The sequence below is a fragment of the Stenotrophomonas sp. DDT-1 genome (assembly GCF_001580555.1).
GTDB classification, from domain to species: domain Bacteria; phylum Pseudomonadota; class Gammaproteobacteria; order Xanthomonadales; family Xanthomonadaceae; genus Stenotrophomonas; species Stenotrophomonas sepilia.
Genome location: NZ_LEKR01000001.1, coordinates 70,792 through 86,705, shown reverse-complemented (window position 1 = coordinate 86,705; position 15,914 = coordinate 70,792). Strand labels below are relative to the sequence as shown.

Below are 15,914 nucleotides of genomic sequence, written 5' to 3'. Positions count from 1 at the left end.
CTCGGCTCTACAGGCAGCAGCGCACCGTTGCGGCCGCCTAACGTCATTACCAGCGGTCATGTGGGTGGCCGGATGTTACGGCTGGGTGACGCGATCGCGCCTGTCGCGGTGGGTGAACAGGCCCTTGAATGGAAGCGTGTTTCCGGCCCACCCCCACGAGCCCCCATGCCTGCTGCCCACGCCCCTGTGCTGAACACTCTCGCCGTCCTGATCGCCAGCGTTCTGGCCGCATCGCCTGGCCATGCGGCTGATGCCGATGCGGATCCTGCTGCCACCGCTGCAACGGCCAACGTGGCAGCGTCCACGCTGGATGCGGTGGTCGTCACCGGGTCGCGCACCAGCACGCGCACGGTGAAGAACAGTTCCACCCCGATCGATGTGATTTCCGCAGAGGACCTTGCTGCAACTGGCCAGGGCAACCTGCTGGAAGCGTTGCAACGTTCGCTGCCGTCGCTGAGCCAGATCGGCGGCTACCAGAGCGACCAGGAGAGCCTGATCCGTGGCTACCAGCTGCGCAATCTGTCGCCGGGTTACACGCTGGTGCTGGTGAACGGCAAGCGCCGCAATGCCAGTGCCTATGTGAGTGGTGCCAACGGCGGCGGTTTCCCCGGCCATGCCTGGGCTGACCTGGCGTTGATTCCAGTCTCGGCGATCGACCATGTGGAAGTGCTGCGCGATGGCGCGTCGGCCATCTATGGTTCGGACGCGATCACCGGCGTGGTCAACGTGATCCTGAAGTCGCAGGCGCATGGCGGTGACCTGTCGGTTGAGAGCGGGCAGAGCATTGATGGCGATGGCTCGCGCACCAGCGTGCGTGCCAACGTGGGCCTGCCATGGGGCGCCGATGGCTTCGTCAACCTGTCCGGTGAAACCACCCGCCAGCATCATGCCATCCGCAGCCGCCGCTACATCGACGGCTACCTGAGCTACCCGGCGGTGGATGCCAATGGCGATCGGGTAGCGTTGCGCCCGAACAACCGGTTGCCCGCGGGTGCGTCGCCGAACCCGGCCGAGGCCAACCGCGATGCCGAGGCCAACATCATCCTCAGTTCGCCATCGTATGCGCTGAAGGCGTTTGCGGTGAACGTGGGCCATGGCCTGGGCGAGAGCGCGCAGTTCTACGCCAATGCCACCGCCAGTGATCGCACCGCGCAGGCGATCCAGAACTTCCGCCTGCCGGCGACCATCTTCACCACCTACAAGGCGCCGGGTGTGCTGAGCGTGTTTCCCGATGGGTTCCTGCCCGTGCTGGAGACCAAGGAGAAGCAGTACACCGGTACCGCGGGCGTGAAGGGCCAGATCGCGGGCTGGGACTACGACGCAAGCCTGACCGGCAACCGCAGCACGGTACGCACCTATACCCGCAATTCGGTGAACTACTCGCTGCCGTACCCCGGTTCGCCCACCGACTTCTATGACGGCAAGCTGGACTACCAGCAGGGCATCGCCAACCTGGACCTGCGCCGTGGCTTCGAGGTGGCCGCCTTTGCGTCACCGCTGGAAGTGAGCGCCGGCGCCGAGTACCAGCATGAACAGTATGAGCGCGGCGCAGGGCAGTGGGAGTCCTACACCGGCTTCGGTGCCGCCGCGTTCGTGGGCTACTCCACCGCCGATGCGGTGAAGGCGACGCGCAACAGCAAGGCGGTCTATGTGGGTGCGGCCAGCAACATCACCGCGCGCTGGTATCTGGATGCCGCTGCACGCTGGGAAGATCATTCCGACTTCGGCAGCGTGTCCACGGGCCGCCTGACCACGCGCTTCGACTTCACCGACGCGTTGGGTGTACGCGCGACGGTCAGTAACGGCTTCCATGCGCCCAGCCTGGGCGCGCAGTTCTACCAGGCCACCGGCAGCTGCCCGTGCGGCACCACGCTGGTGGCACAGGTGTCTTCGCCGGCGGCGATTGCGTTGGGTGCTACGCCGCTGAAGCCCGAGAAAGCCACCAACTACAGCCTGGGCGTGACCTGGGACCCGAGCCCGGCGTTCCACCTGGCCGTGGATGCCTACCAGATCGACATCCGCGGCCAGCTCGGCCAGTCCAGCCAGATCGGTTACAACGCGCAGGATCCAGCGCGCATTACCGACAACAGCGGCACGGTGCTGAGTGCGGCGCAGAAGAACACCATCGATGCCTTGCTGGGTTCAGCCGGCATCAGCATCCTGCCGGGTGATGCGTTCTACGCCAGCTACTTCACCAATGTGGGCAATACCCGCACACGCGGTGTCGAGCTGACCCTGGAAGCGAACCAGGAAACGGCGTGGGGCAAGCTGCGCTGGAGCTATGCGGCCAACGTCGGCCGCACCACGATCCGGAAGGTCAGTGATATTCCGGCGGCGCTGCAGGGGCTGCCCAACATCAACCTGCTGACCAAATCCAGCGAGTACGCACTGCGCTTCCGCACGCCCAGCTACACCCAGGTGGCAGGCCTGGGCTGGCAGAACGGGCGCTGGCGCTCGAATGTCGACTTCACCTACTACGGCCCGATCAAGCGCCTGAACAACGGCGTGGAATACAGGCAGCCGCCGGTGCTGGTGACCAACCTTTCAGGTGCGGTGGAGCTGGGTGCGGGCTGGAGCGCGGCGCTGGGCATCAACAACGTGTTCGACAAGCGCACGCGCAAGGTGCCGGAGTACGCGCGCAGTGCTACCGATGTGGCCAGCATCGAGACGACGTGGGATTCGGGCGATGTGCTGAGCCGGATCGGGACGTTCTGGTACGGGCGGATCAATTACCGGTTCTGAGGTGGAGCAGCCGAGCATGGCTCGGCTCTACAAAGGCAACAGCAGCCGAGCATGGCTCGGCTCTACAAAGGCAACAGCAGCCGAGCATGGCTCGGCTACAAAAGGCGAAAGGCGGCCGGCGGTAGTCCGGCATCATCGAGGAGCAGTTCATGTCTTCTGCATTGAAGGTGGTTGCAGTGGTAGGGTCACCGACCAGCTCGGCGACGTCGCGCACGTTGCTGCTGATGCGGCACCTGTTGGCGTCGTTGCAGCAGCGGGTACACGCCAGCGTGGAGCTGGTGGAGCTGGCGCCGATCGCGCGCTCGTTGGGGCAGTCGTTGTCGCGCGATGAGGCGGAGCCTGCGGTGGAGCAGGCGCTGCAGACGATCGAGGCGGCCGAGCTGCTGGTGGTGGCCGCGCCGGTGTATCGGGGGTCGTATCCGGGGCTGTTCAAGCACCTGGTCGACTTCATCGGGCTGGAGGCGCTGGTGGATACACCGGTGCTGCTGGCGGCGACCGGTGGCAGCGAGCGCCATGCACTGGTGATCGACCATCAGTTGCGGCCGTTGTTCAGTTTCCTGCAGGCGCACACCCTGCCGATCGGAGTGTATGCCACGCCGGCCGACTTCGATGGCGAACACATCAACAGTGCAGCGTTGCAGGCCCGCATCGCGCTGGCGACCGAGCGTGCGGCCGGGCATCTGGCCGTGCAGGCGCCGGCGGTACCGGCGCCGCTACGACGCATTGCCTGACGGCATAACCGACGGCGCTTTGCTTATGGCCAAGGCGCATCTGCATGGCCGGATCTGACCGCCGATTGTCGCCTGGTATCGCCACCGCAAGCACCGGCATCCCTAGCATCGAGATCGAAGCGGCATCGCATTGCCGGCCCTGATGAGGACACTCCCGTGGCGTTGGACGCAGCAAGCAAACCCATCCTGTTCCTGCTCGACCGCGAGTTCGAGGATGGCCAGATTCCTGGCCAGCGTTTCTTCTGCCGGCACAGCCTGCTGCTGGAAGGGGCGCTGTCGAGCATCGACGGCCTCGACGCGCAGCTGGATGTGCGCCGCATCGGCTTCGCGCGGCCACGCCGCGAGGTGATCGCCGAGATCGGCGAGCAGGACCAGTCGTTGCCCAAGCTGGTGCTGCCGCAGGGTGTGCGCAGCGAGCTGGCCAGTGGCGTGCATCAGGACCGCCAGTACATCTCCGGTGCCGAGCCGATCCTGGCCGCGCTGAACGGATTGCTTGGCATTCCTGTGGCCCACCCCTGAGCGAGGACGCGACCGTGAGCTATCTCATCAGTGTGCTGGACAAGAGCCCGGTGGCCGAGGGTGCCTCGCCCGAACAGGCGCTGCGCAACAGCCTGCAGCTGGCGCAGCGTGCCGAGCAGCTGGGTTACCACCGGTACTGGTTCGCCGAGCACCATGCTGCCCCGGCGCTTGCCAGCCCTGCGCCGGAAGTGCTGGCAGCCTGGGTGCTGGCGCAGACGCGGCGCATGCGCATCGGCAGTGGCGGGGTGATGCTGCGCCACTATGCGCCGTACAAGGTTGCAGAGAGCTTCAACCTGCTGGCGGCGTTGGCGCCGGGGCGCGTGGATCTGGGGGTGGGCAAGGCGCCCGGTGGCCTGCCAGCATCGACCGCCGCGCTGGCGGCAGGACGCCCGGCATTCGCCGATTTCGACCAGCAGCTGCGCGACCTGGAGGGCTATCTGTCCGGTGCCACGACCGAGGCGCTGGCGCGCCCGATTCCACAGCAGGCGCCTGAGCGCTTCCTGCTCGGGGCCAGCCCACAGAGCGCGAAGCAAGCAGCCGAGCTGGGCTGGCGCTTCGTGTACGCCGCGCACTTCGATGGCGACCCGAAACATATCGAGGCTGCGTTCGACGCTTACCGCAGCGTCTCCTCGCAGCCCCCGCTGCTGGCCACGGTGGCCTTCGCCGCACCGACTGCCGAAGCAGCAGCGCGTCATATCGGCGCGCTGCGCGTCTACAAGCTGCACCTCGGTCCCGGGCAGGCGGTGAACCTGCCCAGCCCCGAGGCGGCTGCCGAGTACGCGCGCCAGGTGGGCGTGGCCGACTTCCGCATCGAGGAAACGCGCCCCAGCGTGCTGTCCGGTGATGCGCAGCATGTGCGCGGCGAACTGGACGCGCTGCACCGGCGTTTCGGCGTGGGCGAATTCATCCTCGACGCGCCGGTGGCCGACCTCGACGCACGCCTGACATCCCTCGAACTGCTGTCGCCTGCGCCGCGCGCGGCGGTGGCCTGACCTGCAGGAGCGATTCCCAATGAGCACGACCCCGCGCCACATTCCGTTCGGCATCATGCTGCAGGGCCCCGGCAGCCACATGCATGCCTGGAAGCATCCGTCCAATCCGGCTGATGCCAGCGTCAACCTGCAGTTCTACATCGACATCGCACGCACGGCCGAGGACAACGGTATCGCCTTCGGCTTCGTGGCCGACGGGTTGTATATCAACGAGAAGTCGATCCCGCATTTCCTCAACCGCTTCGAGCCGATCTCGCTGCTGTCGGCGCTGGCCACGGCAACGAAGAAGATCGGCCTGGCGGGTACGCTGTCGACGTCCTACAGCGATCCGTTCACCGTGGCCCGCCAGTTCGCCTCGCTGGATCTGCTCAGCGGCGGCCGTGCCGGCTGGAACGTGGTGACCTCGCCACTGGAGGGTTCGGGCCGCAACTATGGCCGGCCACACCCGGAACATGCGCTGCGCTACCAGATCGCCGACGAGTATCTGGAGGTGGTGCAGGGGCTGTGGGATTCCTGGGACGACGACGCCTTCGTGCGCGAGCGCGACAGCGGTATCTTCTTCGCGCCGGAAAAGTTCCGCCGCCTCGACCACAAGGGCCGCTTCTTCCAGGTGGAAGGGCCGCTCAACATCCAGCGTTCGCCGCAGGGCCAGCCGGTGATCTTCCAGGCCGGTTCGTCCGACGACGGCATCGCGCTGGCCGGCAAGTACGCCGACGCGGTGTTCACCCACTCGCCGTCGCTGGAGGAAACCCGCGCGTTCACCCAGAAGGTGAAGAATTCGGCGATCGCGCATGGCCGCAGCGGCAATGACGTGAAGATCTTTCCGGGCATCGGCCCCATCGTCGGCCGTACTGCCGAGGAGGCCGAAGCCAAGTACCAGGCGATCGCCGCACTGGCCACGCTGGAGGATGCGCTGGCCTATCTCGGCCGGTTCTTCGATCACCACGATTTCAGCCAGTACGACCCGGATGCACCGTTCCCGGAGCTGGGTGACATCGGCAGCAACTCGTTCCGTTCCACCACCGACCGCATCAAGCAGGATGCGCGTGAGAAGGGCTTGAGCCTGCGCCAGGTGGCGTTGGAAGCGGTGAGCCCGCGACCGAACTTCATCGGCACGCCGGAGCACGTGGCCGATGAGCTGATCCGCTGGTTCGATGCCGGTGCCAGCGATGGCTTCATTCTCGGCTTTGCCGCGCAGCGCGAGGGCCTGGACGATTTCGTGACCCAGGTATTGCCGATCCTGCAGGCGCGGGGCTACCACCAGCGCGCGCTGGAAGGGCAGACGCTGCGCGAGCATCTGGACCTGCCGTACAAGGCAAGCCGCCATGCGACCGATGCCGAGCCGGCACGGAAGGCGGGATAAGGCGATGAGCGGAGAAACCGCGGTAGCGCCGGGCCGCGCCCGGCGGACTTACCCAACCAGCGGCATATTGCCGGAGATCGCGGCACGCGCCGAGGCCACAATCGCGATCCGCCATGACCTGCACCGGCACCCGGAGCTGGCCTTCGAGGAGCATCGCACCAGTGCCCGCGTGGCCGAGCTGCTGCAGCAATGGGGCTATGAGGTCACCACCGGCCTCGGCGGCACCGGCGTAGTCGGCACGCTGCAGCGCGGGCAGGGCAGCCGTCGCCTGGGCCTGCGTGCCGACATCGATGCGCTGCCGATCCGCGAGGACTCCGGCCTGGCCTACGCCAGCCAGACCGAGGGCCTGATGCATGCCTGTGGTCACGATGGGCATACCGCGATCCTGCTGTCCGCCGCGCATTACCTCGCCCATCACGGCAATATCGACGGCACCCTGCAGCTGGTATTCCAGCCTGCAGAGGAGACGGGTTCGGGCGCGTCGAAGATGATGGCCGATGGCCTGTTCGAACGCTTCCCGGTGGATGCGATCTATGGGCTGCATAACTGGCCGGGCGTGCCGGTGGGGCACTTCGGCTTTGTCGATGGCCCGGCGATGGCGTCGGTGGACTGGGCGCGGCTGAAGGTGATCGGCAAGGGCGGCCACGGTGCCGAGCCACAAGGGAGTGTCGACCCGATCCTGGCGGCGGCGCATATCGTCACCGCATTGCAGAGTGTGGTGTCGCGCAATGTCGACCCGCGGCAGATGGGCGTGGTTACGGTTGGCTCGATTCACGGCGGGCAGGCCGCCAACGTGATTCCGGACGTGGTCGAGCTGAAGCTGACCGTGCGCGCCTATCTGCCGGAAGTGCGCGACACGCTGCGGCGGCGGGTCACGGAACTTGCCGAGCAGACCGCCGCCGCGTTCGGCGCGCGCGCCGAGATTGAATTCCCGCGCGGCTTCCCCAGCGTGATCAACCACCCGCAGCAGACTGCGTACATCCGCGAGGTGGCGCTGCAGGGCTTCGGCGCCGAACAGGTGGTGCCCGACTTCGCACCGCGCACCGCCAGTGAGGACTTTGCCTTCCTGCTGCAGGCGCGGCCCGGCAGCTTCGTGTTCGTCGGCAACGGCGACAGCGCACCGTTGCACAGCCCACGCTATGTGTTCAACGACGCCGCCATTGCACCCGCTGCCAGCCTGTGGGCACGGCTGGCCGAAGACTATCTGGTGAAGGACGTGGCATGAGCAGCAACGAACGCTTCCTCTACACCTCGGTGGATGACCCACTGGCGCGGCCGCTGTTCGACGGCCTGGAGCAGGAGTACGACAGCCGCTACGCCGACGTGCGTCGACGCATCGGTGGCAGCGCCCGCGAGGAGCTGCAGCGCTATCCGGCGCAGGCCTTTGCGGCCCCGGTGGGCGCCTTCGTGCTGCTGCTGCGCGACGGGGTGGCGATTTCCGGCGGTGCGTTCATGCCGCACCGTGATCCGGATACCGCCGAATTCAAGCGCATCTGGACGCTGCCCGGGCTGCGTCGCCAGGGCATTGCGCGGCGCGTGCTGCAGGAGCTGGAAGAGCAGGCGGCGCGGCAAGGGTATCGGCGGGTGTTCCTGACGACGGGCTTCCGCCAGCCTGAAGCTGTTGGCCTGTACCTCAGCCATGGTTACACCGCGCTGTTCGATCTGGATGCGGATCCCGAAACCATTGCGCACCTGCCGTTCGAAAAGCACCTGCGGGCACCGGCGCCCCCCATCCTGCCTGCGCAGATCCAGCTGCAAGGAGCCCACGCGTGAGCACGCCTTCGACCGCGCTGGATGGCATTGCAACCCGGCCGGCGCCAGCGCCGGCGCTGAAGATCGTGCCGGCCCGGCATCCGCTGCAGGTCTTCGGCACGGTGCTGGCACTGGCGCTGATCCTGATCGGGCTGCAGTCCGTGCTGGGCAATCCGCGCTGGGGCTGGGGCACCTTCGCCGAATGGTTCTTCGCGCGCCCGGTGCTGGAGGGGCTGGGCCGTACGCTGCTGCTGACCGCGCTTGGCACTGCGCTCGGCTTCGCGCTGGGTACGCTGCTCGCGCTGGCCCGGGTGTCCGGCTCGCCGCTGCTGTCGGCGGTGTCGTGGGGCTACGTGTGGCTGTTCCGCTCGATCCCGCTGCTGGTGCTGTTGCTGCTACTGAACAACCTGGGCTACCTGTACAGCACCATCGAGCTGGGCGTGCCGTTCACCGGCATCAACCTGTTCTCGTACCCGACCACGCAGCTGATCGGTGTGTTCACTGCCGCGGTGCTGGGCCTGACCCTGAACCAAGCCGCGTTCTCGGCCGAAGTGATCCGCGGCGGCATTCTGTCGGTTGACCACGGCCAGTACGAGGCCGCGGCCGCGCTGGGCCTGCCACGTGGCCGCCAGGTGCGCCGCATCATCCTGCCGCAGGCGATGCGCTCGATCCTGCCGGCCGCGTTCAACGATGTGATCGGCCTGGCCAAGAGCACGTCGGTGGTCTACGTGCTGGCGCTGCCTGAGCTGTTCTACACGGTGCAGGTGATCTACCGCCGCAACCTGGAGGTGGTGCCGCTGCTGATGGTGGCCACGGTCTGGTACCTGGTGATCCTGACCGTACTTTCACTGCTGCAGCGGCGCGTGGAGCAGCGTTTCGCGCGCGGCCAGCTGCAGCGCGAGCGCTCGGCATCGCACGTGTCATCGCTGCTGCGCGTGCAGAGTGATGCTGCTCCGCGCGTGATCCACCGACCGCGCATCGCCACCCAGGTCGAAGCGGGCGAGGGCGCGGCGGTGTCGCTGCACGGCGTAGGCAAGGTGTTTGGCGACCAGCCGGTGCTGGAGGATGTGAACCTGGACCTGCGCGCCGGCAGCGTGACGGTGCTGATCGGCCCATCGGGCGCCGGCAAGTCCACGCTGCTGCGGCTGATCAACCACCTGGAGCGTGCCGACAGCGGCTACGTGACCGTCGGCGGCCAGTTGATCGGCTACCGCCGTGACGGTGACACCCTGTACGAACTGCCCGAGCGTGAGATCCGCCGTCGGCGTGCCGAAGTGGGCATGGTGTTCCAGGGCTTCAACCTGTTCCCGCACCTGACCGCGCTGGAGAACATCATCGAAGCGCCGATCGCAGTACGCGGTGTGCCGCGCGCGCAGGCCGAGCAGCAGGCGCGCACGCTGCTGGAACGGGTCGGCCTGGCCGACAAGGCCGATGCCTTCCCGCGCCAGCTGTCCGGTGGCCAGCAGCAGCGCATCGCGATCGCCCGCGCGCTGGCGTTGCAGCCAAAGGTACTGCTGTTCGATGAGCCGACCTCGGCGCTGGACCCGGAGCTGGTGGCCGAAGTGCTCAGCGTGATCGAAGAGCTGGCCCGTTCCGGCACCACGCTGGTGATCGTCACCCATGAGCTGGGCTTCGCCCGCCGCGTGGCCGACCACGTGGTGATGATGGACCAGGGACGGGTGATCGAGCAGGGCACGCCCGAGGCCCTGTTCGAGCGCCCGCGCCAGCAACGCACCGCCGATTTCCTGGCCAAGACCCTGTAACCCCGGAAGGAACACCATGAGCCCTGCAGCACCGCGTCGCCCCTCGCGCAGCACCCTGTTGATCGTGGCGGTGCTGGTCATCGGCATTGCCGGCATCGTCTATTCGCGCGTACGCCAGGCACCGGATGCCGGCACCGTGGCCGCGACCAGCCTGGCCGGTGCGAACACGGCCGTGCTGAAGGGCACGTTTGACCCGAAGGCGCAGGCGTTGATCCCCGCCGGCTATCAGTTCGTCACCCCTGGTGCGTTTACCGTAGCCACCCATCCGGGGCAGCTACCGCTGGCCGACTACGGCGCCGACAGCAAGGACGTGGTCGGCATCGAGCCCGACATCGCGCGGCTGATTGCCGATGCGTTGGGCCTGAAGCTGGTGATCGTGCCGGTCGCGTGGGCGGACTGGCCGCTGGGGCTGGAATCGGGCAAGTACGATGCGGTGCTGTCGAACGTGACGGTGACCGAAGAGCGCAAGAAGAAGTTCGACTTCTCCAGCTACCGCTACGATCTTCTGGGCATCTACACGCGCAGCGATGGGCCCATCCAGAAGATCGAGAAACCCGCTGATGTGGCCGGGCTGAAGGTGGTGGTGGGTGCCAGCACCAACCAGGACCAGATCCTGCGGCAGTGGGACCGGCAGAACATTGCGGCCGGCCTGAAACCGGTGGAGTACCAGTACTTCGATGACGCCGTGGTCGGCCGCTTGGCGGTGATCACTGGCCGCGCCGATGTCTCGTTCGAGCCCAATGCCACCGGCGCCTACTCGGCACGCGATGGCAAGGTGCGGCGCGTGGGCCTGTTCCCCGGGGGCTGGCCGAACGCTGCGGCGATCTCGGTGACCACGCGCAAGGGCAGCGGCCTGGCCGATGCGGTGACGCAGGCGTTGAACACCCAGATCGGCAGCGGCACCTATGCGCAGGCATTGAAGCGCTGGAACGTGGCCGAGGAGGCGGTGCCGCAATCGCAGACCAATCCGCCGGGCTTGCCGACGCTGCAATGACACCGGGCGTGGCCCGGCGCTACCGCTGCTTCTGTAGAGCCGAGCCATGCTCGGCTGCAGTTCGCGCGGTGCGCGATGAGTCGAGCATGGCTCGACTCTACAGGAGCATCCACGCATGGCGTGGATCTACTGGCGGAGTCTGCTTTCTGTAGAGCCGAGCCATGCTCGGCTGCTCTACCAACGCGCCTCCAGCGTTCTGAATGGTCTTGCCAGGCGCATGCCCTCCGCATCGAACGCGGTAACGTCGCGCCCATCCACACGCACGGTCTTCGGCATCGTCCGCGCCGGCCACCAGACCTTTACCGCCGTCCCACTGCGCAGGCCCTTGCCCAGCGTGATCGATAGCGTGCCGTCGCGTTGCCGTGCCTGCATCTGCAACGTGCCATACGCGGTGGGCAGGCCTTCCACCGCCAATCCATCGCCAGCCACCCAAGACGGTGGCGTGCCCGGCAGCAGCGAGAGCACATCATCGTCTTCGCGCATCAGCATGCCGAACAGCGTGCGGCCGTATTCGGCACCGATCCAGGTGTGCGGCATGTCGCCCAGGTAGCGAGGAAAGCGCAGGCGTGAGTGCACGACCTCGGCCAGCACCTGCCACTGAAGCGGGCGCCGGTCATGCAGCAGCCCCTGCAGCAGCTCATCGGCGACCTGCGGCTGGCCCAGGTGCACATAGCTCAGCACGTTGCGGATCTCGTACGGTGTGTACGCATACAGCGCACCGGGCTGGCTGCGCTTGCGCACATCGTCCAGATAGCGCGCGAAGGTGGTCCGCAGCGCCTCGGCGGGCAACACGCTCTGTGCGCCGGTCGGGTCCAGTGCGATCGAAACGCCGGTGGGATCGCCATCGCCCAGATCGGCCGAGGAGGGAATGAAGTCGATGCCCTTCCACGCCATCGTCGCCCGGATCGAGGCATGCAGCGCGTCGTAAAGCAGTTTGTACTGTTCGCGTGCCCACGCTGCGGTCTCGTGGTCGCCCAGCGATTCGGCCAGCCACGCGCCGTCGTGCCAGCCCTTCAGGCCCCAATAGTCGTCCCAGTAGCTGTGGGTGGGCGAGGGGTAGCCCTCATGGCTGATCGACGGCGCAAGAATGCCCGCGAACCGTTCCGGCGAAGGCTGGTCAGCCTTGTAACCGGGCACCAGCGTACGTTCGCGCAGTTCCTGCAGGAAGCGCAGCGCTGCTTTCACTTTCGGCAGATAGCCACGCACCGACTCGGGGCCGCCGTCCAGGCGCGCGACATCGGCCACCAGCGCGACGTACTGGCCCTGACTGTCGTACTCGATGTCCGATCCAAAGCCGGTGTTGACGCTGCCATCGTCGTTGAGGATCGGCGAGACCAGGCCGTTGGCATGCACGCCGTGTTCGCTGTACCAGGCCAGGTAATCGCGCGCGACACGCGCTTCGCCCATGCGCAGCAGCACCGCCGAGGTGGCCATGCCGTCGCGGATGAAGGAGCGGTTGTAGTTGCGCGGGCCGGGCTGCATGGCTGGACCGGTCTGGTTGATCAGCATGTAGGCGGCCTGCGCGCGCAGCATGTCCACCAGCGACGGATCGGGCAGGCGCAGGCCGACCTGGCCCAGCCGTGCCTGCCAGTCCGCAGACGCCTGCGTGGCCAGTGAATCAAACGCCGCATTGGCATCGCGGGGCAGCGTGGCCAGATCCAGCGCAGGCGCTTCGGGCAGCACGCCATTGGCATCGGCGGCGGCGGTGCCCAACGGGAACGCGACCACGATGGCATCACTGGTTCCCGGCGCCAACGAGACGCGGTAGTTCAATGCAGCCGAGGCAAGCCCCTGGTCATCACGCGCCTGTTGCGTGGAAGGCAGCTGGCCGGCAGCGAGGGTCGCGGTGATCTCCGTTGCGCCATCCTTGCCGAATGGCGCCGCGCCCGACGCAGCCACCGGCGTGAGCGACTGCAGCAGCGTGCGCCCATTGATACGCAGGGCCTGCCCGTCGATGGTCACCTCGCGGATCGGGGACAGCCCGCCGTTCTGCCACGGTGGATTCATCTGCATCGGGCGCACCACGAGGCTGAGCGTGCCTTCGATCTTCGTGCTTCCCGTGTTCTGCAGCCGATGCCGCAGGAAGGTCACCGGCTGGCCATCGCGCTCGATGGCGAATACTTCACTGCGCAGCTGCAGGCCGGGTTGCGGTGACCAGGTGGCGGAGGGCATCGGCTTCCAGCCGTCGCGCAGGGCATGCTGCATGGCCTGCCCGGCGGCGCCGGCGGTTTGGCCATCGGCATTGCGCCAGATGGGCTGCACCAGCGGTGCGCCCTTGAAGGCTTCCAGGTTGCCGTACTCATCGAAGATCGACTTCTGTCGTCCTGCATGCACACCCACGGCCATCCAGTAGGTCTGCTGCATCTGCAGCGAGGCCGGGAACAATGCGCGCTGGGCGCCGCTGGCGACGATCTGATACTGCTTCATCGGCGTCATCACGGCATTCGGACCGAGCAGGCGCAGGCGTGCGATCTGCGGCGCAGCGCCGTCCACGCTCAGGCGGAAAGCACGCAATGGTTGTGCTGCAGTGGCGGCCAGCCAGCTTTGCCGGTGACTGGCCGCCTGTGCATCGTGTGCGAGGTCCTGCCAACGGCCCTGTGCATCCTGCGCCTGTAGTCGGGCGGCGCCTCGTGCGCCATCGGCCCAGTCGACCACCAGGCCAGCCGTTGATTGGGCCTGCGGCAGCGTGATCTCGAGCGCATGGGCGCCTGGCTTCCCGACGGGAATCGCGACGGCAGCGCCGCCCAGCCACAGCGCCGCTGCCTGCGTTGCATCGATACCGCTGATGCGTGCGCCGAGCGTGCTGTCCAGCGGCTCCATCTCGAAGATCGACACGCCCCAATCGGAAGTGCGCTGCGGGCTGGCCAGCCGCAGGTAGCGCGCTTGGCGCGGCGCGAAGTACAGCGTTTCCACGTCGCTCAGCGAATCGGCCATCGTGTACGCGGTCTGCCACTGCCTGCCGTCCAGTGAGGTCTGCAGCGAATAGCCTTCCGGATTGGAGACATCCCAGGTGAGGCGCGCGCCGGCCAGCGTTGCAGGCGTGCCGAGATCGATCTGGAACCAGTGGCCCGGACTGAATGCGCCGCCGGTAACGGTCTTCGGGTTGCCGTCGATCAGGTGGCTGATCGCCATCGCCGGCACCTGCTGCGAGGAACTGCTGGCCTGCCATTGGCTGCGCGGGGGAAGGGGCTGTGCCTGTGCGCTGGAGGCCAGGGCGGCCAACAGCAGGGTGGCGGCAGCTCGCCATGGAATGGCTGAGCGGGAGAGCTTGGAGCGTTCGGCGCGCAATGTCATTACGTACAGCCTCGCAGGTTCTGCCGGTATCGGGCGAGCGCTACGCTAGCAAGGGATGTAATCGGTTACATGACGCGCTGCAATAGGTTGCGGATGATCCCCGGTCGCCTCCTTCGTGGGCTTGAGTCACGATTCATCGATGGGACTGACGCATGTGGCTCTGGACGCCTGCCGGCTAGGTCATACGCTGATTGATAACGACCTCAGGTCTGAAATGGATTGATGATGGAATTCAGCTTCACGCTGATGTATCGGGTGCCCGATACCGGAGAAGATCTCAGTGCATTTGAGCGATGTCTTGCAGAGTCGGGATGTGACGATGCATTGCTGGGCAGCGGTTTGCCGGGCATCTTGGCGTTGCGATTCTGGCGAGAGGGAACGGCCGCAAACGATGTCGCGCGTGACACATGCGCGCAGGTCCAGAAGGCGCTCCCGGAAGCCGAGTTGATAGCGGTGCATTTTGATGTCAGCAATGCTGCCAGCGTCTCTACCTGCAGTTTCGCCAGAGCTGAGCCTGCTTGACTTCCACTGAACACGTTTCAGAAGCAGCCGAGCATGGCTCGGCTCTACAGGGCCTTGGGATACATGACGCCCCGTCACGCCGGTTACAACTCCACCGTCTCCCACCAGCGCGTACCCGACTGCGGTGCCTGCATGTCCAGCGCTTCGCCCATCATCGGCGTGGCCACCGGTACATTTTTTGCGGCCGCCAATGCGGTGATGCGCTCGAACGGCTGCTGCCATGCATGCAGGGCCAGATCGAAGGTGCCGTTGTGGATCGGCAGCAGCCACTTGCCGCGCAGGTCCAGGTGCGCCTGCAGCGTCTGTTCCGGTTGCATGTGCACGAATGCCCAGCGCGGATCATAGGCGCCGGTCTCGATCATGGTCAGGTCGAACGGACCGTACTTCTCGCCGATGGCCTTGAAGCCGTCGAAGTAGCCGGTGTCGCCGCTGAAGAAAATGCGGAAGTCACCGTCCTGGATCACCCACGACGCCCAAAGGCTGCGGTCGCTGTCACCCAGCCCGCGGCCGGAGAAGTGCTGGCCCGGGGTCGCGGTCAGGCGCAGGCCGTTGGCTTCGGTGGATTGCCACCAGTCCAGCTGCTCGACCTTGCGCGCATCCACCCCCCACGCGACCAGCTGGTCGCCGACGCCGAGCGGTGCAATGAAGCGCGCGGTCTTGCCGGCCAGCTGCATGACCGCGGCATGGTCCAGGTGGTCATAGTGGTTGTGCGAGAGGATCACACCGGCGATCGGCGGCAGCGCGTCGATGCTGATCGGCGGTGCATGGAAGCGTGCCGGCCCCATCCACTGCACCGGCGAGGCGCGCTCGGAGAACACCGGATCGGTCAGCCAGTACTGGCCACGCAGCTTCAGCAGGATCGTGGAGTGCCCCAGCCGGAACAGGCTGCGATCCGGTGCGGCGTCCAGCGTGGCGCGGTCCAGCGGCTTCACCGGAATCGGGTGCGCGGGCACGGTGTCCTTGGGCTTGTTGAACAGGAACGTCCACCAGATTCCCGCGCCGTCGCGCAGGCCCATCGCCGGACGGGGCAGGGCATTGCGGAACTTGCCATCACGGTACTGCGGCGAATCGGGGAAGTCGGGAAGAGACCAGGACTTGCAGAAGGTGTAGGCGGTCACGGCGAGGATTCCGAGCAGGAGGACAAGGAGCAGGCGCTTCATGGGTGACGTCCGCTGAGTACACTGCACAGTGTAGTTTCGTGTTTTTCAAAAGTACACTGTCGAGTGTAAAATGGAGGCATCC

12 protein-coding genes are annotated in these 15,914 nt (G+C 66.6%); 10 read left to right on the top strand and 2 right to left on the bottom strand.

Translation table 11 applies throughout. The annotated features are described in order from the left end of the window. The first annotated feature begins 165 nt into the window (after positions 1 to 165). The 9 genes from AB839_RS00365 (at position 166) to AB839_RS00320 (ending at position 10,856) form a co-directional block, all read left to right on the top strand. Positions 166 to 2,742, top strand: coding sequence for a TonB-dependent receptor (locus tag AB839_RS00365; RefSeq protein WP_061477876.1), 2,577 nt, complete (start codon positions 166 to 168; stop codon positions 2,740 to 2,742). A gap of 149 nt (positions 2,743 to 2,891) precedes the next feature. Continuing rightward, positions 2,892 to 3,473 carry an FMN reductase gene (gene msuE / locus AB839_RS00360; protein ID WP_061477875.1) on the top strand — a complete coding sequence of 194 codons (582 nt, stop codon included), beginning with the start codon at positions 2,892 to 2,894 and terminating at the stop codon, positions 3,471 to 3,473. 156 nt (positions 3,474 to 3,629) lie between these two features. Further along, positions 3,630 to 3,992 carry a DUF3088 family protein gene (locus AB839_RS00355; protein WP_061477874.1) on the top strand — a complete coding sequence of 121 codons (363 nt, stop codon included), beginning with the start codon at positions 3,630 to 3,632 and terminating at the stop codon, positions 3,990 to 3,992. Positions 3,993 to 4,006: 14 nt separating this feature from the next. Continuing rightward, a complete protein-coding gene (locus AB839_RS00350) occupies positions 4,007 to 4,984 on the top strand; it encodes an MsnO8 family LLM class oxidoreductase (RefSeq protein ID WP_061477873.1) in 978 nt (325 codons plus the stop codon). A 19-nt stretch (positions 4,985 to 5,003) separates the two neighbouring features. Beyond that, entirely contained in the window at positions 5,004 to 6,347 is a 1,344-nt protein-coding gene (locus tag AB839_RS00345; protein ID WP_061477872.1) for an LLM class flavin-dependent oxidoreductase, read from the top strand. Between the two features lie 4 nt (positions 6,348 to 6,351). Then, positions 6,352 to 7,572: a M20 aminoacylase family protein gene (locus AB839_RS00340; protein ID WP_082783258.1), complete on the top strand. Its 1,221-nt coding sequence runs from the start codon at positions 6,352 to 6,354 to the stop codon at positions 7,570 to 7,572. Further along, positions 7,569 to 8,120 carry a GNAT family N-acetyltransferase gene (locus tag AB839_RS00335; protein ID WP_061477871.1) on the top strand — a complete coding sequence of 184 codons (552 nt, stop codon included), beginning with the start codon at positions 7,569 to 7,571 and terminating at the stop codon, positions 8,118 to 8,120. Before AB839_RS00340 ends, AB839_RS00335 begins: the two co-directional genes overlap by 4 nt. Beyond that, the gene (locus AB839_RS22020; RefSeq protein WP_082783257.1) at positions 8,117 to 9,862 is read left to right on the top strand and encodes an amino acid ABC transporter permease/ATP-binding protein; all 1,746 of its coding nucleotides are present in this window, start codon (positions 8,117 to 8,119) and stop codon (positions 9,860 to 9,862) included. The genes AB839_RS00335 and AB839_RS22020 overlap by 4 nt, the downstream gene beginning before the upstream one ends. Positions 9,863 to 9,878: 16 nt before the next feature. After that, the gene (locus tag AB839_RS00320) at positions 9,879 to 10,856 is read left to right on the top strand and encodes an ABC transporter substrate-binding protein (protein ID WP_061477870.1); all 978 of its coding nucleotides are present in this window, start codon (positions 9,879 to 9,881) and stop codon (positions 10,854 to 10,856) included. Positions 10,857 to 11,030: 174 nt separating this feature from the next. On the opposite strand, the gene AB839_RS00315 is transcribed toward AB839_RS00320, so the two are convergent. Continuing rightward, positions 11,031 to 14,150, bottom strand: coding sequence for a discoidin domain-containing protein (locus AB839_RS00315; protein ID WP_061477869.1), 3,120 nt, complete (start codon positions 14,148 to 14,150; stop codon positions 11,031 to 11,033). 222 nt (positions 14,151 to 14,372) lie between these two features. Here AB839_RS00315 and AB839_RS00310 point away from each other — a divergent pair, with 222 nt between their 5' ends. Beyond that, positions 14,373 to 14,672, top strand: a complete 300-nt coding sequence (locus AB839_RS00310) for a hypothetical protein (RefSeq protein WP_156476598.1) — start codon at positions 14,373 to 14,375, stop codon at positions 14,670 to 14,672. Positions 14,673 to 14,755: 83 nt separating this feature from the next. On the opposite strand, the gene AB839_RS00305 is transcribed toward AB839_RS00310, so the two are convergent. Next, positions 14,756 to 15,832: an MBL fold metallo-hydrolase gene (locus AB839_RS00305; protein WP_061477868.1), complete on the bottom strand. Its 1,077-nt coding sequence runs from the start codon at positions 15,830 to 15,832 to the stop codon at positions 14,756 to 14,758. Positions 15,833 to 15,914 lie beyond the last annotated feature (82 nt).